This is a genomic window from Burkholderia sp. MS455, from assembly GCF_016899445.1.
In the GTDB taxonomy this organism is placed as follows: domain Bacteria; phylum Pseudomonadota; class Gammaproteobacteria; order Burkholderiales; family Burkholderiaceae; genus Burkholderia; species Burkholderia pyrrocinia_C.
In genome coordinates, this window is sequence record NZ_CP041779.1 from 1,681,121 (window position 1) to 1,698,575 (window position 17,455).

A 17,455-nucleotide genomic window follows, 5' to 3' on the forward strand; every position below is an offset into this window, starting at 1 on the left:
GTTCGATCCCGGCGACCAGTGAAGGTGTCGGGATTTTTTTTGCCTGCACGCAGATGTCCCAGCGGCGAACCGTCACGGCATGCATGTTTCAAAGAACGGTATATTTTGCGACGGGACATTCCGATCAAGAGAACAAGCTGAAGGAGTTGCCAACCGATGCCGGACACCCGGACCACGCTTCGCGCCGCGACAGCGCACGACGCGCCCCTCATCGCTCGCCTGCACACCCTGAGTTGGCAAACCGCATACAGCCATATCCTTCCGGCGGCCTATCTGTCCGACGAGGTGCCGACGGAACACGCGGTCCGGTGGCGGAAATATTTCGATCGCAATGAAAAGGAGTGGGGCCTCGTGCTGGTTGCGGAGTCGGATGGCGAGCCTGTCGGCTTCGTCAGTGCCGAACGCCCGGTCGATCCGGCGCGCGGAGTGCTGCTCGACTGCCTGCACGTCCATCCTTCGCATCACGGCAACGGTACGGGCAAACGCATGATCGAAGCCGTTCGCGCGTGGGCCCGGACGATCGGCGTGGACAAGGTCCATCTGTCGGTGCTGGAAGGCAACGTGCGCGCGATCGGCTTCTATGAGCACAACGGCTGGCAATTGGCGGGTATCGAAACGAGCCGGATCGGGCAGACGGAGGTCACCGATCGGATCTACGCGATACAGGCCTAGCGGCTTGCCGCGATCCGAACGAACGGCCGCACGATATGCAGCCATTCCCGGGCGAAAGCCGAACTTGCTCGTTTGTTACTCGCCGCAATATCGCACGAGCAAATCGGCCTCCGTCTCGTGCACCTCGACGGGCAGGGTCGTCGCGCCGGCATAGGCAAGATAGCGTGCGCGATGCTGGCCGTTGCGGAATGACGCGACGCCGACTTTCGACAGGCCGGGGATGCCGAGCAGCGTTCGCGTTCTTGTTTCGCGAAACGTGATGAGCGGCATGTCCGGAATCTTGTCCTGGTCCGGGTCGAGGAATTCGCGAATACCGGCGGCTTTTCCGGGAGCCCAGTACTGAACCGACGGCAGCACATAGTCGGTGGTGTCGCGGTCGGCGCATGTCAGCAGTTTCGTCAGGTCGATCGTCACGACCCGATGTCGCGAGTCGTCGGACGGGAATACCCGCTTGAGGTGCGTATAGGCATAGGGGGCGTGCCCGGGAAGCTGGATAATCCAGACATCCACGCCATTCAGTTGTGCGCGGGCGAGCGTCATTATTTCCTCTGGTGGCGCAAGCGGCCTTCGTGGCCGGAGTTTAGCAGCGCGATTACGACAGCGGTGCAGGTCGATACCCGGAATAGGAAAACGGAACGATTCGCAGCGGAACCGGATGTGCGGAAGGCGCGATTGGCAAAGCGGATGCGGTCATGCGTCGGCGGTCGAAATCGACAGGTCGTGGGAATATCACGATACTGCCAGCGGAAAGGACACGCCGCGCGAAATTCACGCATGCTTCATACGGCGTCGCGAAGCCGGACAGGCGCGGATCGTCAAGAGAACAGAGAGGGCAGATTGACCGGAGAAAACCATGTCGCCGAAACTCGAAATCGAATATCTCGATTACTGTTTCACGGCAACGCTCGAAATCAGGGAGTCCGGTCGGACGGGCGTTGTCGACCGGAAACTGGAATCCGATTCGCGAAGCAAGACGCTCGCGTGGATCGTGTTCGACCGCTTTCTCGAGCGGAATGACTTCGCCGATGAAGAGGATGCACGTGCAAATATCGTCGACTGGCTGGAGCGTCTTGCCGACCCGAGGTCCGGCGCGTCGGCCGAAATTGCGAAGGCAAACGCGGTTGCCGCCGGGGCGGCGTCAACAGGTTCATCGACTGCCGAAATCGTCGGCGAAACGGTCATTGAATTCGTCAGCGATGTCGACTGGATCGATATGGTCGCCGACTGGTTTTCCAGCAACTCGCCGTAATGACGAAACCGGGTTTTCCTGCCGCTGGTTATGGCGCTCGTGAAACATGGTTTCACGAAAATCGGTGCGAGAAAATGAAGCCGAAATCACGGCTCTCGAAAAAATAGAATAATCCTGCTTTGACATCACCCGCGACTTACCGGAAACTGGGCCGCTTCTGAAAAACGTCCGCTTGAACTAAAACAGAATAGAACTCCAAACATGAAATGAAGAACGCTGCCGACGGCTGGCGCGATCGTTGCCGCTGCCGGTCGCAGGTCTTGCGCCCGGACCGCGACGCCACGCGGCATGCGGACCAGCCCGACGCCGCTACCTTGTCGACAAGGGTGAGTTGCCGCACAGACCGTCGCGCGGCCCGCGATCACAATTTGGCCGGTTGACCGTTCTTCCCCGGCCCGGTCAACTGTTTCCCCGCTCGCTCGCGCAGGAGCGGGGGCTTTTTGCCCGCCCGACGCCGGAGAGCTGCGTCGGCGGAACCGGACAGGCGTTCGGCAGGCTGCGCAATCGAACCAGGCGCACCCCGATATCCGTTCGCCTGATCCGCACGAATCGCTTTCCTCGTGCCTGAGCGAACCCTCAGGCCCATCGCCGGTTTCGGCCGGCGACGCCTTGATCCCGGCAGCGCGCAGCAACGCTGCCGGGAATTTTTTGCACCTGACGCGTAGCGTCACGTCGTACGCAGCGGGTATGTCGACCCGCTCAACCAGCCTGTTCGACGCTGGTTTCCCATCCGTCGTATTCCCCTCCGAGCGAACGCACCTCGCGATTGATCGCGATCGTATGGCGCGTGATGTCGGCAAGCGCCATCGTGCCTTCGTGCGAAAACCGCACGGCCGACTTGCCGTCTTCCGTCGGCGCGACCGATTCGACCGGATAGCCTTTCGCTTCGGCCCAGTCCGCGAACTGGTGTGCGTCGCTCGGGTCCGGGAAGTACGCCCAGTGCATCACGCGCCGGCTCACGTCGCTGGCGTCGCCTTTCTGCCGCAGCGCATCCAGCACGCGCATGTCGCGCATGATCTGCCAGTCGTCGTCGGTCGGGTAAAGGGTCTGCCAGTACGCTTCCTTGTCCGGATCGTCCTGGTGTGCGTACTGCAGTGCGTAGGTTGTCTGTTCGGCCAGCGAGTCGACGAGTTCCGCCGCCGCCTCTTCGTCGAACGGCACGTAGAAAAGGAAATCCCGGTTACCGTCGACGGTGATGCGGCCGACCTGCACGCCGCCTTTCGCGGTGATCGTGGCGTCCAGCAGATCCTCGATCTTCGTGAGGTCGGCGAACTCGTCGCCGGTCGGCAGGCCTTCGGGCGTCGGGTGCGCGAAGGGGACGCGCACGCTGAGCAGCGACGTGCGCGGATCGCCTTCCGCGATTTCCGCAAAGCTGTGGTTGAAGCTGATGAAAGCCTGATGGTCGCCCATTCTGGCAGGGAAGGTTCCCCAGGCGTCGGTCATGTGTTTCTCCCGTACACGATTGTCTGTTGACGGTTGCAAAGCGTCCCAATGTATCATCGAAAATCGCGTTCGCCGGAGAGGTGCGCGTGATGGCAGCCCCGCGGGTAACGTATGCGAGATCCGGGGCTGCCCGTGATCCTGCGCATTTGCGTGACGGGCCGCAAAAGCGGACCGCAAAAAAATTCGAAGGAGATTCCGATGTCGATGTTTGCGGTGAATGGTGTCCGAATCGATCCGCTCAGCGCGCGCGTGACGCACGTGCGCTGGGCGGCCGTGAATCCGGCCGACCGGTCGTGGGCGGCGACGCCGAGCGAGGCGCCGGTGGCGGAAGTGGCGCGCGCACTCGCGTCCGGCAACGATGTCCGCGCGATCTTCTCGGCATCGGATGCCACCGCGATCGGGCCCAGGCTGAAACGCGTGCTGTATCGCGATGCGTCTGAAGGCATCGAACTCGACATCGATGCGACGAGCGAGTCGCGCACGTTGCGGGATCTTCCGCAGATCTGACCGGAACGACGCGTGCCGGCGGTAGCGGGCGCCGCCGCATTGGTTGCGGCACCCGGCCGAAAGGCCGCCCACACAACGTCGAACGCGAGGAGTAGTATCGAACAACCGTCGTACTGCATTGCCGATCGTGCCGAACGGTTTGACGGGCCGTGCGATGTGCGGCGGGCCGGCACCAAAGCGAATAGTGCAAACGCGCACGAAACCATGTCCAGACCTGTCATCGCCCCGTTGGCATCCGCGCTTTGTCTGGCGCTCGCTGCCTGCCAGACCGCGTCCAGGCCGACGCCTGTGCAGCCGTCGCCCGAGACCGCAGCCGTTCCGGCGGCGTCGCCGGGAGCGCCGATTCGCGGCATCGGCCTGGTGCCTCAGCTGGCAGGGCAAAGTCACTGGGCTGTCGGTCAATGCACGACCAACGGCACCGTCAAGGTATGCAATTGACCGGTGCCGACTGAACGGCGCCCGTTCCCTGCGAACGAAAGATTGTTGGTGCGCGGAAACGCACGACGTTCTCAACTGCAACGATTTCCCATCGCCAATCCCTGTTTTCCGGTTCGTTCGCAGAGCCTTGATATGGCGCCCGATCTCGATGTGCCGATTGCCGTCGATGCGAGTAATTGAACGATGAACGATGAACGCGAAACGAACGATTCCGACCTGCACGCCGATCCCGTCGCGGGAACGGTCATCGGCCAGTTGCCGGTAACGCTGGCGGTCGACGGCCGGAGCCTGAAAAGAAGGGCAATCGCGTGCGCGGTGCTGGCCGCGGCGAGCCTATGCGGTTATGCGGCCGCCCCGACGCTCTGGCCGGTCGCGGCGCTGGCCGTGCTGATGGCGCTGGCGGGTGTCGCCTTCTTCGTCTCGTCGCGACGCAAGATGGCACTGCATGTCGACGAAACGGGTTTCAGGCTGATCGGCTCCGCACGCGAAAAACCCGTCACGCAATGGCGCGACGTCACCGAGTTCCGGATCATCCGCGTCGCCGGAAATCGTTACATCGGCTACCAGTTCTCGGCGCATTCGTCGCGCACCAAGGTGCCGGGCGGCGTGATGCTGCCGATCGCCCGGTTTGCCGATTTTCCGCTCGACGCGGTGGCCGGGTTGCTGGAAGCGTGTCGCCGGCAGTTTGGCGGGCAGGACGACCGGGCCGACCGAGCGGGCTGATTGCGCCCGATGAGCGTGACCTGAATGACCCGGCACTCAAGAAAACAAAAAATGTCGGGCGCCGTGTCGATTTCCGTCGGGTTCGTCCGTCGTGGTATCGGAGGCGTGCGCATTGCGCGTCCGTCCCGTTTCCCGATACGACAACCGACTGAAGGAGCGACACCCATGTCCACGTCCGTCAAACCGATCCCGGAAGGGATGCGCACGCTGACGCCGCACCTGATCTGCGCCGGCGCAGCCGCAGCCATCGACTTCTACAAGCGCGCATTCGATGCGAGCGAGCAGTTTCGCCTGCCGATGCCTGACGGCAGGCTCGCGCACGCGTGCCTCGCGATTGGCGATTCGACACTGATGCTGGTGGATGAAATGCCCGAGCACGGCGCGCTCGGGCCGAAGGCGCTGAAAGGCACTGCCGTCTGCCTGCATCTGTACGTGCCGGATACCGATGCGGCGATCGCGAAGGCTGTCGCGGCCGGCGCGACGGTGACGATTCCGGCCGCCGACATGTTCTGGGGCGATCGCTATGGACAGGTCGAGGATCCGTTCGGGCATCGCTGGTCGCTCGCGACGCATCAGCGCGACCTGACGCCCGAGCAGATCGCGGAGGCGATGGCCAGCGCACCGCCGTGCGGAAGCTGACGCGGCCAAATAACCTCGGTTGAACGGCGGGGCGGCGGCATGCGCCTGTCCGGTTCGCTCGCGGTCAGGCGCTGGCCGTCTTGCCGCGCAGCTTGTGCTCGTACATCCGGTGGTCGGCCGATGCGAGCAGGTCGGCCACCGCGCGATGGCGCGCGGAATCGCAGGCGGCTTGGCCGACGCTGAGCCGGATCGCGTAGCCGCGCGCGTCGGCCATGTTGCGCAACGCAAGCGCTTCCGCCACGCGTTCGACCGGCTCGGCGACGTCGGCCGGTTTCGGTGCGATTTGCGTGGGCTTGTCCTTTGCCCTGCCGGTCATCGAATCGTATGCGCATGATTCGGCGCGTCGCCAGGCCGCAGGTCCCGCGACGGGCGTTTTCGGCTCCGCACGGATCGATGAAGATGCGGCGAGAAGCGGGCGGCATGGGCCAGCGTTGTGTCCCGATGAGGAATCGGCTGCGCGATGCCTCAAGGTGCTCGTCGCGGTGCCGTAAACAGGACGAGTCCAATCGTTCATCGCATCCCATCGCACCATGGTTCGAATCCTGTACGCGGGGTATCTCGCGTTTGCGCTGTATCTCCTTTACCCGATGGTTCAGAACACGCTGACATTCAGCACGGATTGCGTGCGCAACGCGCTGCCCGGCGGCGCCCACGGTTTGTCGACGTCGGCGGCAAGCGGCGTGGACGGGCACGCGAACCGCTGTGTGCCGACCACGCAGGTTGGTGCCGCGACCGCGCGGTTGCCTGAAATCCATTGAGCGCGGCGGACCGTCGCGCGTATCGTTCGATGCGCGATGCGCGATGCGGCGTGCTGGCCATTCGGCCGAATTGATACCCGCGCCGCGCTCGACGATCATCGGTAACACGGCGGATCGAATGCGACGTGTCGAGGGCCGTGCGAAAGCGCGGCGTGGTCAGTAGCTGGAGCGGTACGGCGTGCCCTGGTCGAAGCGGCTTTGCCAGTGCGTGAGGTAGCGTGACGCGAGTTGCGGATTGTTCCACACCACGACGACGTTCTCGGAATTGCGGCTGGACGCCGACGCACTGTAGTTGAACGAACCGGTCTCGACGTGCTCGGCGTCGATCACGAGGTACTTGTCGTGATGGATCGCATAGGCGTCGATCGTGCGCGTCGGGATGCCTGCGTTGACGAGCAGGTTCAGTGCCTGCTTGCTGCTCTTCGCGCGATTGCCCTTGTCGTCGACGACCACGGCGACATTGACGCCGCGTCGCTTTGCAGCGAGCAGCGCGCGCGTGACGGGCGGCGACGTGAACGAATACGCGGCGACGCGAATCGAGCTGCGCGCGGCGCCGATCGCTTTCAGCACGAGTGCCTCGGCGCCGCCGTCGGGCGAGAACGCCGATTCGACAACCTGTGTCGCGGGTGCTTCGTGGGTAGGCGCCGGCAGCCATCGCGACACAAGGTCGATCGCCTGCTGAAGCAGCGATTCACTTTGCGTCCTGCCGAAGGCGGCGAACGGTGTGGCGAGCAGGGAAGCGGCGAGGCAGGCAGCGGCGAGGCGATTGCGCGACAACATCTTGGACAGCGAACAATTTCGAGACAGCGGGCCGTGAGTGTAACGCAGACGCGGCGGCGCGGTCACGCGCGGATGCGAATGGATTGCCCGCGCGGTGATCGCTGGCGGCGGAGGCGATGACGCAAAGTTGCGTTGCGTGGCATCTGCGCGCGCGATCAGGTCGATCGATGGATGTCGCTGACGACGGCGTGCGATTGCGCGTGCCGTTGCGGGACATCGGCGTGCAGGCAAGGCACGCGTGCAGGCGAGCGGACTCGGTGCGGCCCGTGACGGAAGCACGCGTGTAAAACGCGGCTCGTGTGCATCAGGCAGGCATGCGCATGCCGCGCGTCATTCCTCGACTGCCGGCGCCCCGGCTTCGTCGGGCGCGATCCATCCGGGCCCGGGCTCCGGCTGCACGTCGCGTGCGTCGAGCGGTTCGCCGCAGGCCGAGCACACGGTAACCGCATGCATCAACTGGCCGCAGGTACGGTGACGCAACTGCACCGGCGGCCCCTGGCCGTCGTCCTTCCAGCGGTCGCCCCACGCCATCAGCGCGAGCAGGGCCGGGTACAGGTCGAGGCCTTTTTCCGTCAGCCGGTATTCGAAGCGCGGCGGGCGCTCCTGATACGCGCGCTTGACCAGCACACCTTCGTCGACGAGCCGTGCGAGGCGTTCGGCCAGTACATGGCGCGTGAGGCCAAGCTGTGCCTGGAACGCGTCGAAACGGCGGCAGCCGAGGAACGCGTTGCGAAGGATCAGCATGGTCCAGCGGTCGCCGAGTACGGCGAGCGTGCGCGCGACCGAGCAGTTCAGCGTGCCGATGTCATCCCATTTCATCGTCGAGTCTCTTGCGTCTTGCGGCGGTTCAGCGAAATAGCGGGTTCGATTATAGAACCCGCCTTCGGTTGCAACGGGCGCGGCTGCGTTGACAACGGCCGGCATCGTTGACAATAATGAGTTCCTATTTAGAACTTACTCGCGCGGAGACGCGCTTTCAACCCGGAGACAACCCGATGAATCCGCTTTCCCTGTCTGGTCTCGATCTGCTGCGTGCCGCTGTGGTGGGCGATGTGCCGCTTGCGTCGATTTCGGAGACGATCCCGATGCGTCCGCTGAACGTCGAACTCGGCTATGTGAAATTTTCGGCGCGGGCGGATGGTCGGCACCTGAATCCGCTGGGCGGCGTGCACGGCGGGTTCGCCGCGACGGTGCTCGATTCGGTCACGGGTTGCGCGGTGCATTCGATGCTCGACGCGGGTATCGGCTACGGCACGGTCGATCTGCATGTGAAGATGCTGCGGCCCGTGCCGCGCGACGTAGACCTGATCGCGGAAGGGCGCGTGATTCACCTGTCGCGTTCGCTAGGCGTCGCGGAGGGCACGCTGAAGACGCCGGACGACAAGATCGTCGCGCATGCGTCGGCGACCTGCTTCATTCAGCGGCCTCAGTAACGAACGGCGGCAGGCGGAGCCGGCTGCGGGAGGATGCCGCGGACGTGCGACGCAGGTTGCAAGGCGGTTGCCCGTGCATTCATGGCAGAGCCGAAGGCCGCCTGTAAGCGCACGCGGCGCACGTCTGAAGCGATCGCTTCAATGTGATAGCGTTTCTGCTTTCCACCGACGCGACAGGAACAGCATGGAATACCGAACACTCGGCGATTCGGGCATCGAGGTCAGCCTGGTCGGTCTCGGCACGATGACGTGGGGCGAACAGAATTCGGAGCGCGACGCGCACGAGCAGATCGACTACGCGATCGCGCAGGGCGTGACGCTGATCGATGCCGCGGAGATGTATCCGGTGCCGCCGAAGCCCGACACGCAAGGGCGCACCGAGCAGTACATCGGCACCTGGCTCGCGCAGCATCGCGCGCAGCGCGACCGGATCGTGCTTGCGACGAAGATCGCGGGCCCGGCACGGCAGCCGCACAACCCGCGCCATATTCGTGGCGAAGGCAACCAGTTCGACCGCAAGAACCTGACCGAGGCGCTCGACGGCAGCCTCAAGCGGCTGCAGACCGACTATGTCGATCTCTACCAGCTGCACTGGCCCGATCGCAGCACGACGACGTTCGGCCGTCCCGCGTATCCGTGGGTCGACGACGCGTACACGGTGCCGATCGAGGAAACCCTCGGCGTACTCGCGGAATTCGTGAAAGCCGGCAAGGTGCGCGCGATCGGCGTGTCGAATGAAACGCCGTGGGGCGTCGCGCAGTTCCTGCGCGCGGCCGAGAAGCTCGGGCTGCCGCGCATCGCGAGCATCCAGAATCCGTACAGCCTGCTGAACCGCACGTTCGAGAACGGGCTGTCGGAATTCACGCATCGCGATGGCGTCGGCCTGCTCGCGTATTCGCCGCTCGCATTCGGCTGGCTGTCCGGCAAGTATGAGAACGGCGCGCGCCCGGCCGGCGCGCGCATCACGCTGTTCGAGCGCTTCCAGCGCTACAGCAAGCCGCAGGCTGTCGAGGCGACGTCGCGCTACGTCGCGCTCGCGAAGCGCCACGGGCTGTCGCCCGCGCAGTTTGCGCTCGCGTTCGTCAACAGCCGGCCATTCGTGCGCAGCAACCTGGTCGGTGCAACATCGCTCGAGCAGTTGAAGGAGAACATCGGCAGCATCGCCGTGAAGCTGCCCGACGAGATCCTCGCCGAGATCGACGCGCTGCACGAACTGCAGCCGAACCCGGCGCCGTAAACGGCGTGCGGCCCGCGCGGCAGCGATGCCGCGACGGGGCCGCAGCGGCGCGCCGTCGCCGGTTGCGTTACCGCATCTTGAGCCGCGTGCGCGCGACGAACAGCGCGGCAAGGCTCAGCAGTGCGCAGCCCATCAGGTAGAACGCCGGCGACAGCCGGTTGCCGGTCGTGCTGATCAGCCAGGTGATGACGAACGGCGCGAAGCCGCCGAACAGCGTGACGCCCGTGTTGTAGCTGACCGCGAGGCCCGTCGCGCGCGTCTGCGACGGAAACAGCTCGGCCATCAGTGCCGGCAGCGCGCCGCAGTACATCGCTTTCATCGCACCGATCCAGACCAGTGCGGCGAGCATCGTCGCGAACGACGCGTGGCGCGTGAGCCACGCGAACGTCGGCCACACGGTGACGAGCATCAGGACGGCCGCGACCGCCATCATGCGGATCCGCCCGGTGCGATCGGACAGATGGCCGACGACCGGCGTGACGAGCGTCAGCACGAAGCCGGTCGCGAGCGTCGCCGCGAAGCCCGTCGACGCAGGCAGCCCGAGCTGCTTGATCGCGTAGGTCGGCATGTACAGCACCATGTAATTGATTGCGGTCGAGATCACCAGCGCACCGATCGACAACAGCAGCCGCAGCTTCTGGTCCGCGAACAGTTCGCGCACCGGCGCTTCGGAGCGTGCCTGCGTCTTGAACTCGACGCCTTCGTCGACGTAGCGGCGGATGTACAGCCCGACCGGTCCGATCGCGAGACCGAACAGGAACGGCACGCGCCAGCCCCAGCTTTCGAGTTGCGCGGTTGTCAGCGTGGACGTCAGCAGCGCGCCGAAGCCCGATGCGAGCAGCGTCGCGAGGCCCTGGCTCGCGAATTGCCAGCTCGACATGAAACCGCGCCGCTGCGGCGCATGTTCGACGAGGAATGCGGTCGAACTTGCGAATTCGCCGCCCGCGGAAAAACCCTGCATCAGCCGCGACAGCATGATCCCGAGCGGCGCGAGAATGCCGATCGATGCGTAGGTCGGCATCAGCGCGATCAGCAGCGTGCCGGCCATCATCATCGCGATCGACAGCAGCAGCGACGCCTTGCGGCCCGCACGGTCCGCGTACGCGCCGAGCACGAAGCCGCCGATCGGCCGGATCAGGTAGGACAGCCCGAACGTGCCGAGCGTCAGCATCAGCGAGGTCGCCTCGCTCGTCGCGGGGAAGAACAGCTTGGCGATCGTCACCGCGAAGAAGCCGTAGACGATCAGGTCGAACCATTCGAGCGCGTTGCCGATCGACGCCGCGAAGATGATGCGCCGGATCTTCGCGGCGCTGGGGCGGGCGGCTTCCTGCGAGGTCAGGGTGGTCGTATTCATCGTGTGTGCAGGTCCCGAGAAAGGGGCGAAGCGCGTTACAGGGTGGCGCCGGCCGCGGCGGGCGCCGCGCGGCGAACGGGCGGTGCATCGTCGCCGAGATCCCAGAAGAGGCCGGCCATCATCTGCAGCCCCTCGCTGACGACGCTCGCGAGCAGGTGCTCGTCGGGCGCATGCTGCGAGCACGCCGGGTACGAGTGCGGCACCCACAGCGTCGGCAGCCCGAGCGTGTCGGCGAACACTTCATTCGGCAGCGTGCCGCCGAGATTCGGCAGGATCGCGGGCTTCTTGCCGGTGGTCCGCGCCAGCGATGCGACGGCCCAGCGGACCCACGGATCGTCCGGCGGCACGCGCGTCGCCGGTGCGCCGCGTTCGATGTCGATCTCGATGTCGCCGAAACCGTGCGCATCGAGGTGCGCGCGCAGGTGCGCATGCAGCGCTTGCCAGTCGGTGCCGACGACGAAGCGCAACTGGCAGTGCGCATACGCGGTGGGCGGGATCGCATTGACGGGGTGCTCGGGGTTGCCGGCCTTGAACGCGAGGATCTCGAACGTGTTCCAGCCGAACACGCGCTCGGCCGCGGACAGGCCGGGCTCGCCCCAGTCGGCGTCGAGCGTCGGATCGCCGGGGCCGCCGCCGACGGAAAGATCGGCGAGCGCGTCGCGCACGGCGGCCGGGATCGGCGGCGGGCGCAGCCCCGCGACGCGAATCGCGCCGCGCGCGTCGACGAGGCTCGCGAGCGCATGCGCGAGCACGATCGCCGGATTGCGCAGCAGCCCGCCCCAGTTGCCGGAGTGGTGCGCGCCGTCGCGAGCGCGCAGGCTCAGCCTGAAGTTGACCGAGCCGCGCGAGCCGAGGAACACGGTCGGGCGCGCGGCGGCGATACGCGGGCCGTCGGACGCGATCAGCACGTCGGCCGCGAGCGCGTCGCGCTCCTGGCGGCACAGCGCGTCGAGGCCCGGCGAACCCGTTTCCTCGCCCATCTCGATCAGCAGCTTCGCATTGAAACCGAGCCGGCCGCCGCGCGCGTCGAGCACGCTCGCCAGCGCGGCCAGGTTGATCGTGTGCTGGCCCTTGTTGTCGGCGCTGCCGCGGCCGTACCAGCGGTCGCCGTCGGCCGTCAGCGTCCACGGCGACAGCGGCGCGCGCCACTGTGCGTCGTAGCCGCGCACGACGTCGCCGTGACCGTAGATCAGCACGGTCGGCAGCGCGTCGTCCTCGTGGCGCGATGCGAGCAGGAACGGGCCGCCGCCGTCGACGGGATTGTCGACGATCCGCGACGTGAAGCCGAGGCGGGCGGCTTCCGGCGCGATCTCGTCGGTGAGGTAGGCGCGCAGCGCGGCTTCGGTGCCGCTTTCCTGGCTTTCGGTGCGCATGCCGACGCGGCGGCTCAGGGTCGCGAAGAACGCACCGGATTCGAACTGGTTCAGCGCGTGCTGGATGGCGGCGGTACGGCTCAAATCGGGTCTCCTCGGTCGGGCTGGCGGCGTGCGCGGATCGCGCGTGCAGCGTGAAGTGCGATCGATTCTAGGAAGCCGTTTTTTTTGTCACAATGATCGAATTTCGAACCTTCCTTTGCCGAAAAGGCAAAGCAGCGCGGCCGGGAACGGCGCGGAGACAGAACGATGGCGGCTTTCCTGCATGGCCTGGCGCTGCGGTATTTCGTCGAGGTGGCGCGCACCGGCTCGATCAGCGACGCGTCCGCGCGGCTGCACGTGGCTGTATCGGCGATCAGCCGCCAGATCGCGAAGCTCGAAAGCGAGCTCGGCGCGCCGCTGTTCGAGCGCCGGCCGCGCGGGATGGCGTTGTCGGAGGCCGGCGAGCGGCTGCTGGCCTTCGCGCAGCGCAGCCTGCTGGAGGCCGAGCATGTGATGAAGGACATCGGCGGACTCGACGCGCTGCACGGCAGCCTGCTGAAGATCGCGTGCTCGGAAGGGTTCGCGATCGATTTCCTGCCTGGCGCGCTCGCGAGCTTCAAGGCGCGCCACCCGGGCGTCGATTTCTCCGTGTGGGTCGTGTCGCCGGCGGACGCGACGCGGCGTGTGCGCGACGGCGACGTGGACGTCGCGCTGACCTTCAGCCTCGCACCGGAGAAAGGCGTGCGTGTCGAGCACACCGAGCGAGCACCGATCTTCGCGCTGGTGCGGCGCGACCATCCGCTTGCGGCGCGCGCCGCGGTGTCGCTCGCCGATGTCGCGCGGCATCCGCACGTACTGCCCGAGGCGGGCACGACGGTGCGCCAGTTGATCGACATCGCGTGCGCGCTCGACGGGCTGCTGCTCGAGCCCGAACTGACGAGCAACAACACCGCGGCGATGTACGGCTATGCACGGCGCACGGGCGCGGTGATGTTCACGGGGCTGCTGTCGGTGCGCGACCGCTTCGATGCGGACGGCTTCGTCGTCGTGCCCGTGACGAACCCGCAGCTTCGTGAGCGCAGCATTCAGGTGCAGACGATGGCGGGGCGCGATCTGCCCGCGTCGGTACGGGCGTTCCGCGACCATCTGATCGACGCGATGCAGGTCGCATCGTCGCCGCCGGCCGCCGCGCGCGGCCCGAGACGCCGGCCCGTGAGATAATCGCCAATCCGCCTTCCGCGCCCATGCGGCTCATCGAGCCGCATCGCCCCTGTTCGACGCCAAATTGAAGAACCTGATTGTCACCCTCGATCGCGCCGGCGAGTTCGACGAGATCATCGACGTGCGCACGCCGCTCGAGTTCGCCGAGGACCACATTCCCGGCGCGCTGAACGCGCCCGTGCTCAGCAACGAAGAGCGCGTGCTCGTCGGCACGATGTACCGCCAGGTGTCGCCCTACGAGGCGACCCGCGTCGGCGCGGCGATGGTCGCGCGCAACATCGCACGCCATCTCGACACGACGTTCGCCGACCGTCCGCGCAACTGGCGGCCGCTGATCTATTGCTGGCGCGGCGGCAAGCGCTCCGGCTCGATGACGGCCTGGTTCAACCTGATCGGCTGGCAGGCGCGCCAGCTCGACGGCGGGTACAAGGCGTACCGCCGCTCGGTATGCGCGACGCTCGACACGCTGCCGACGCGCTTTCGTTATATCGCGCTCGTCGGCCACACCGGCTGCGGCAAGACGCGCCTGCTGAACGCGCTGCGCGACGCGGGCGCGCAGACGCTCGATCTCGAGGCGCTCGCGTGCCATCGCGGCTCGCTGCTCGGCGCACTGCCGGGCACGCCGCAGCCGGCGCAGAAGGGGTTCGATTCGGGGCTCGTTGAAACGCTCGGACGTTTCGACCCCGAATGGCCGGTGTTCGTCGAATCGGAAAGCCGCAGGATCGGGCTCGTGCAGTTGCCGATCGCGCTGATCGACGCGTTTCACGCGGGGCCGTGGGTGCAGGTCGAAGCGGCGCACGACGAGCGCATCGCGTTCCTGCTCGACGATTACGGCCACCTGTTCGACGAACCGGCCGCGTTCAAGGCGCAGCTCCGTCGGCTGATCGGCCTGCACAGCCGCGAAGAGGTCGCGCACTGGAACGCGCTGATCGATGCGAACGCGCGGGCCGAACTGTTCACCTTGCTGATCGACAAGCATTACGATCCCGCTTATGCGCGCACCTACCGCGCGACGTACGGCAAGCCGAACCGGGCGCTGACGTTCGTTTTCCGGCCCAACGCGGCCGACGTGCGCGATCAGGCCAGCGCGCTGCTGGCCCAACTCGCGCAGGCTGGGCTGCCCGCGTCGGCCGCGCTTGCGGCAGGCGCGAAACCCGAAACCGATAAAGACCAATCGACGACTACACGATGACGACCACACGCACCCAACCCAATCCGGCCCTCGGCTGGATGACCTTCCTGCTGATCGCGGTCGCGGGACTGTTCTATGTGAAATGGTTCCCGTACTACAACAAGGCGTTCGTTGCCGCCGAACACCATTCGATCGGCCAGTCGATCCTGATGGGCACGTCGGCGGCCGCACCCGAGCCGTCGCTGAAGGCTGCGCTCGACTATGCGTGGGCGTACGGCAAGGCGATCTGGCAGGCGATGGTACTGGGCCTGTTGCTCGGTTCGGCCGTGCAGGCGCTGCTGCCCGCACACTGGGTCGCGCGCGTGCTCGGCCGCACGGGCTTCGGCAGTGTCGCCGCGGGCGGCCTGCTGTCGCTGCCCGGGATGATGTGCACGTGCTGCGCGGCGCCGGTCGTCGCGGGGCTGCGTGCGCGCCATGCGTCGCCGGGCGGCGCGGTCGCGTTCTGGCTCGGCAACACGGTGCTGAATCCGGCGGCGCTGGTCTTCATGGGCTTCGTGCTCGGCTGGCACTGGAGCGCGCTGCGCCTCGTGCTCGGCATTGCAATGGTGTTCGGGATCGGTTATCTGCTGAACCGCATTGCTCGCCCTGAAGACCGCAGCATCGACGATGCGCAGCTCGCCGCGCTGGCGGCCGAACAGGCCGCGGCCGGCAATCCGTTCGCCCGCTGGGTGAAGCTGCTTGCCCGCATGGCCGTGCGACTCGTGCCCGAATACATCGTGCTCGTGCTGCTGCTCGGCGCCGCGCGCGCATGGCTGTTCCCGCACATCGGCCCGGACATCGGCAATCATCTCGGCTGGATCGTCGCGTTCGCGGTCGCGGGCATGCTGTTCGTGATCCCGACGGCGGGCGAGGTGCCGATCATCCAGGCGATGCTGTCGCTCGGCATGGGCGTTGGCCCGGCCGCCGCGCTGCTGCTGACGCTGCCGCCGATCAGCGTGCCGTCGCTCGCAATGCTCGCGCGTTCGTTCAAGCCCTACATGCTGGCGATCGTCGCGACCCTCGTCGTCGTGTTCGGGATCGTGAGCGGCCTGCTCGCGGTCGCGTTCGGGTTCTGACGCGCGCGAGCGGCGCGCCGGGCGGGCGCGATCGTCGTATTCATCCGGCGCCGCGGCTTCACGCGTGCGGCGCCCTTTACAAGAAGCAAACAGGAAAACGCATGACCCAACCGAAGATTCATCCTCGACTCGAAAAGGCGCTGACGCGCGGCGATCTCGCGATCCGCCAGGCCAATTCCGCGCGGGCAACTGCCGTGCTGAACGCACTCGGCACGATGATCATCGAGGCCTCCGCAACGATCGGCGTCGACGCCAGCATCGACATTCCGCAGGGCGACCGCATTTACGATCCCGTCAACGGGGTGTGGCCGCAGAAGATGCTGGTGTCGTTCGACGGCCCGGTGGACGAAGCCGACAAGGAAGAACTGCGCTCGGTCTACCTGGTCGCCGACGATCCGGGCACGCAGTTCCGCGTCGAATGGCATCGCGCGGACGGCAAGCTCGGCCGCCAGGAAGGCGGCCCGCTCGCGACCGTCGCGTTCCTGACCGACGTCGAGATTCCGTGGAGCGACGACGACGAGTAACGTCGCCGCATGAAGCCGGCGCTGCGCGCGCCGGCCGTCAGCGCATCATCCGCCGCCGGAACAGCCACGCGGACAGCAGGAATCCGCCGACCGCATAGCCGGCGAGCACCGCAACATGCAACGCGACGTCCGTCGCGGGCCGGCCAAGCATCGCGGGCCGGATCAGCTCGACCGCGTTCGCGAGCGGCAGCGCATGCGCGGCGTGCTGCGCGACCGGCGGCAACTGCGTGATCGGGAAAAACACGCCCGACAGCAGCAGCATCGGCGTCAGCACGAGCGTCTGATAGAACATGAAGAAATCGTAGGACGGCGCGAGCGCCGTGACGATCATCGCGACGCTGGCAAACGCGAGGCCCGCGAGCGCGATCACGGGCAGCGCCGCGAGCATCGACGGAAACTGCGCATAGCCGAGCGCACCCGCGACGAGCATGATCGCGGCCCCCGACAGCATGGCCTTGCTGGCTCCCCAGACGATCTCGCCGAGCACGATGTCGCCGAGCGCGAGCGGCGTATGCATGATCGCTTCCCAGGTGCGCTGCACGTGCATCCGCGAGAAGCCCGAATACATCGATTCGAAGCTCGCGGACATCATCACGCTCGACCCGGCCGTGCCGGCTGCGAGGAACGCGATATACGACACACCATCGACATGGCCGAGCATCAGGCCGAGCCCGAAACCGAGCCCGAACAGATAGATCATCGGATCGGCAAGATTGCCGAACATCGACGCGAGCGCGAGCTTGCGCCAGACGAGATAGTTGCGCCGCCATACGGCGACCCAGTTGGTTGCGTTCGCCGGCATCGCGATCGCGAAGCGTGATTCGCGCGGCGGTGCCGAAGGTGCGGTGGCGGAATAGTTGCGGACGTCCATGGTC

Annotated in this window: 21 protein-coding genes; 13 read left to right on the forward strand and 8 right to left on the reverse strand. The window is 66.3% G+C overall.

Annotated features, from left to right (window positions below):
* The first annotated feature begins 156 nt into the window (after positions 1–156).
* Positions 157–672, forward strand: coding sequence for a GNAT family N-acetyltransferase (locus tag FPJ27_RS26910; protein WP_204426287.1), 516 nt, complete (start codon positions 157–159; stop codon positions 670–672).
* Positions 673–747: 75 nt separating this feature from the next.
* Here FPJ27_RS26910 and FPJ27_RS26915 read toward each other — a convergent pair whose 3' ends face one another.
* Positions 748–1,212: a hypothetical protein gene (locus tag FPJ27_RS26915; RefSeq protein ID WP_072441565.1), complete on the reverse strand. Its 465-nt coding sequence runs from the start codon at positions 1,210–1,212 to the stop codon at positions 748–750.
* A gap of 313 nt (positions 1,213–1,525) precedes the next feature.
* On the opposite strand from FPJ27_RS26915, the gene FPJ27_RS26920 reads away from it, so the two are divergent.
* A complete protein-coding gene (locus tag FPJ27_RS26920) occupies positions 1,526–1,921 on the forward strand; it encodes a hypothetical protein (protein WP_204426288.1) in 396 nt (131 codons plus the stop codon).
* A gap of 699 nt (positions 1,922–2,620) precedes the next feature.
* On the opposite strand, the gene FPJ27_RS26925 is transcribed toward FPJ27_RS26920, so the two are convergent.
* Positions 2,621–3,364 (reverse strand): DUF695 domain-containing protein, encoded by a 744-nt coding sequence (locus FPJ27_RS26925; RefSeq protein WP_204426289.1) that lies wholly within the window; start codon positions 3,362–3,364, stop codon positions 2,621–2,623.
* Positions 3,365–3,562: 198 nt separating this feature from the next.
* On the opposite strand from FPJ27_RS26925, the gene FPJ27_RS26930 reads away from it, so the two are divergent.
* From FPJ27_RS26930 to FPJ27_RS26940, 4 genes are all read left to right on the forward strand, one after another.
* Positions 3,563–3,871: a phosphatidylserine/phosphatidylglycerophosphate/cardiolipin synthase gene (locus FPJ27_RS26930; RefSeq protein WP_072441557.1), complete on the forward strand. Its 309-nt coding sequence runs from the start codon at positions 3,563–3,565 to the stop codon at positions 3,869–3,871.
* A 204-nt stretch (positions 3,872–4,075) separates the two neighbouring features.
* Positions 4,076–4,309: a hypothetical protein gene (locus FPJ27_RS36940; protein WP_072441760.1), complete on the forward strand. Its 234-nt coding sequence runs from the start codon at positions 4,076–4,078 to the stop codon at positions 4,307–4,309.
* Between the two features lie 183 nt (positions 4,310–4,492).
* The gene (locus FPJ27_RS26935; protein WP_204426290.1) at positions 4,493–5,032 is read left to right on the forward strand and encodes an aspartyl-tRNA synthetase; all 540 of its coding nucleotides are present in this window, start codon (positions 4,493–4,495) and stop codon (positions 5,030–5,032) included.
* Between the two features lie 165 nt (positions 5,033–5,197).
* Complete coding sequence (locus FPJ27_RS26940) at positions 5,198–5,671, forward strand: VOC family protein (RefSeq protein WP_175961508.1); 474 nt, start codon at positions 5,198–5,200, stop codon at positions 5,669–5,671.
* Between the two features lie 64 nt (positions 5,672–5,735).
* Here the strand turns inward: FPJ27_RS26940 and FPJ27_RS26945 are convergent, their stop codons facing one another.
* Positions 5,736–5,987, reverse strand: coding sequence for a hypothetical protein (locus FPJ27_RS26945; RefSeq protein WP_239483385.1), 252 nt, complete (start codon positions 5,985–5,987; stop codon positions 5,736–5,738).
* 214 nt (positions 5,988–6,201) lie between these two features.
* Here FPJ27_RS26945 and FPJ27_RS26950 point away from each other — a divergent pair, with 214 nt between their 5' ends.
* On the forward strand, positions 6,202–6,429 hold the full coding sequence (locus tag FPJ27_RS26950) for a hypothetical protein (RefSeq protein WP_034184098.1): 228 nt from the start codon (positions 6,202–6,204) through the stop codon (positions 6,427–6,429).
* A gap of 156 nt (positions 6,430–6,585) precedes the next feature.
* Here the strand turns inward: FPJ27_RS26950 and FPJ27_RS26955 are convergent, their stop codons facing one another.
* Positions 6,586–7,209, reverse strand: coding sequence for a phospholipase D family protein (locus FPJ27_RS26955; RefSeq protein ID WP_072441550.1), 624 nt, complete (start codon positions 7,207–7,209; stop codon positions 6,586–6,588).
* A gap of 330 nt (positions 7,210–7,539) precedes the next feature.
* Complete coding sequence (locus FPJ27_RS26960) at positions 7,540–8,028, reverse strand: helix-turn-helix domain-containing protein (protein WP_072441546.1); 489 nt, start codon at positions 8,026–8,028, stop codon at positions 7,540–7,542.
* A gap of 176 nt (positions 8,029–8,204) precedes the next feature.
* Here FPJ27_RS26960 and FPJ27_RS26965 point away from each other — a divergent pair, with 176 nt between their 5' ends.
* On the forward strand, positions 8,205–8,642 hold the full coding sequence (locus tag FPJ27_RS26965) for a PaaI family thioesterase (RefSeq protein WP_204426291.1): 438 nt from the start codon (positions 8,205–8,207) through the stop codon (positions 8,640–8,642).
* A gap of 184 nt (positions 8,643–8,826) precedes the next feature.
* Positions 8,827–9,879: an NADP(H)-dependent aldo-keto reductase gene (locus FPJ27_RS26970; protein ID WP_204426292.1), complete on the forward strand. Its 1,053-nt coding sequence runs from the start codon at positions 8,827–8,829 to the stop codon at positions 9,877–9,879.
* Positions 9,880–9,946: 67 nt separating this feature from the next.
* Here FPJ27_RS26970 and FPJ27_RS26975 read toward each other — a convergent pair whose 3' ends face one another.
* Together FPJ27_RS26975 and FPJ27_RS26980 are read right to left on the reverse strand one after the other, a co-directional pair.
* Complete coding sequence (locus FPJ27_RS26975; protein WP_072441537.1) at positions 9,947–11,233, reverse strand: MFS transporter; 1,287 nt, start codon at positions 11,231–11,233, stop codon at positions 9,947–9,949.
* Positions 11,234–11,268: 35 nt separating this feature from the next.
* Entirely contained in the window at positions 11,269–12,690 is a 1,422-nt protein-coding gene (locus tag FPJ27_RS26980) for a M20 family metallopeptidase (RefSeq protein WP_204426293.1), read from the reverse strand.
* A 165-nt stretch (positions 12,691–12,855) separates the two neighbouring features.
* Between FPJ27_RS26980 and FPJ27_RS26985 the strand changes: the two genes are divergently transcribed.
* The 4 genes from FPJ27_RS26985 (at position 12,856) to FPJ27_RS27000 (ending at position 16,580) form a co-directional block, all read left to right on the forward strand.
* Positions 12,856–13,809 (forward strand): LysR family transcriptional regulator, encoded by a 954-nt coding sequence (locus FPJ27_RS26985; RefSeq protein WP_175961501.1) that lies wholly within the window; start codon positions 12,856–12,858, stop codon positions 13,807–13,809.
* Positions 13,810–13,873: 64 nt separating this feature from the next.
* Entirely contained in the window at positions 13,874–15,001 is a 1,128-nt protein-coding gene (mnmH, locus tag FPJ27_RS26990; protein ID WP_204426294.1) for a tRNA 2-selenouridine(34) synthase MnmH, read from the forward strand.
* Positions 14,998–16,056: a permease gene (locus tag FPJ27_RS26995; protein ID WP_204426295.1), complete on the forward strand. Its 1,059-nt coding sequence runs from the start codon at positions 14,998–15,000 to the stop codon at positions 16,054–16,056. The genes mnmH and FPJ27_RS26995 overlap by 4 nt, the downstream gene beginning before the upstream one ends.
* Before the next feature lie 101 nt (positions 16,057–16,157).
* Positions 16,158–16,580, forward strand: a complete 423-nt coding sequence (locus FPJ27_RS27000; RefSeq protein WP_072441525.1) for a hypothetical protein — start codon at positions 16,158–16,160, stop codon at positions 16,578–16,580.
* 37 nt (positions 16,581–16,617) lie between these two features.
* Here the strand turns inward: FPJ27_RS27000 and FPJ27_RS27005 are convergent, their stop codons facing one another.
* A complete protein-coding gene (locus FPJ27_RS27005; protein ID WP_034184108.1) occupies positions 16,618–17,451 on the reverse strand; it encodes an ABC transporter permease in 834 nt (277 codons plus the stop codon).
* Positions 17,452–17,455: the final 4 nt, after the last annotated feature.

What these genes read in the sequence shown, in the direction of transcription:
- FPJ27_RS26910 (WP_204426287.1), top strand. Translation starts at nt 157, where the DNA reads ATGCCGGACACCCGGACCACGCTTCGCGCCGCGACAGCGCACGACGCG.
- FPJ27_RS26915 (WP_072441565.1), bottom strand. Translation starts at nt 1,212, where the DNA reads ATGACGCTCGCCCGCGCACAACTGAATGGCGTGGATGTCTGGATTATC.
- FPJ27_RS26920 (WP_204426288.1), top strand. Translation starts at nt 1,526, where the DNA reads ATGTCGCCGAAACTCGAAATCGAATATCTCGATTACTGTTTCACGGCA.
- FPJ27_RS26925 (WP_204426289.1), bottom strand. Translation starts at nt 3,364, where the DNA reads ATGACCGACGCCTGGGGAACCTTCCCTGCCAGAATGGGCGACCATCAG.
- FPJ27_RS26930 (WP_072441557.1), top strand. Translation starts at nt 3,563, where the DNA reads ATGTCGATGTTTGCGGTGAATGGTGTCCGAATCGATCCGCTCAGCGCG.
- FPJ27_RS36940 (WP_072441760.1), top strand. Translation starts at nt 4,076, where the DNA reads ATGTCCAGACCTGTCATCGCCCCGTTGGCATCCGCGCTTTGTCTGGCG.
- FPJ27_RS26935 (WP_204426290.1), top strand. Translation starts at nt 4,493, where the DNA reads ATGAACGATGAACGCGAAACGAACGATTCCGACCTGCACGCCGATCCC.
- FPJ27_RS26940 (WP_175961508.1), top strand. Translation starts at nt 5,198, where the DNA reads ATGTCCACGTCCGTCAAACCGATCCCGGAAGGGATGCGCACGCTGACG.
- FPJ27_RS26945 (WP_239483385.1), bottom strand. Translation starts at nt 5,987, where the DNA reads ATGACCGGCAGGGCAAAGGACAAGCCCACGCAAATCGCACCGAAACCG.
- FPJ27_RS26950 (WP_034184098.1), top strand. Translation starts at nt 6,202, where the DNA reads ATGGTTCGAATCCTGTACGCGGGGTATCTCGCGTTTGCGCTGTATCTC.
- FPJ27_RS26955 (WP_072441550.1), bottom strand. Translation starts at nt 7,209, where the DNA reads ATGTTGTCGCGCAATCGCCTCGCCGCTGCCTGCCTCGCCGCTTCCCTG.
- FPJ27_RS26960 (WP_072441546.1), bottom strand. Translation starts at nt 8,028, where the DNA reads ATGAAATGGGATGACATCGGCACGCTGAACTGCTCGGTCGCGCGCACG.
- FPJ27_RS26965 (WP_204426291.1), top strand. Translation starts at nt 8,205, where the DNA reads ATGAATCCGCTTTCCCTGTCTGGTCTCGATCTGCTGCGTGCCGCTGTG.
- FPJ27_RS26970 (WP_204426292.1), top strand. Translation starts at nt 8,827, where the DNA reads ATGGAATACCGAACACTCGGCGATTCGGGCATCGAGGTCAGCCTGGTC.
- FPJ27_RS26975 (WP_072441537.1), bottom strand. Translation starts at nt 11,233, where the DNA reads ATGAATACGACCACCCTGACCTCGCAGGAAGCCGCCCGCCCCAGCGCC.
- FPJ27_RS26985 (WP_175961501.1), top strand. Translation starts at nt 12,856, where the DNA reads ATGGCGGCTTTCCTGCATGGCCTGGCGCTGCGGTATTTCGTCGAGGTG.
- FPJ27_RS26995 (WP_204426295.1), top strand. Translation starts at nt 14,998, where the DNA reads ATGACGACCACACGCACCCAACCCAATCCGGCCCTCGGCTGGATGACC.
- FPJ27_RS27000 (WP_072441525.1), top strand. Translation starts at nt 16,158, where the DNA reads ATGACCCAACCGAAGATTCATCCTCGACTCGAAAAGGCGCTGACGCGC.
- FPJ27_RS27005 (WP_034184108.1), bottom strand. Translation starts at nt 17,451, where the DNA reads ATGGACGTCCGCAACTATTCCGCCACCGCACCTTCGGCACCGCCGCGC.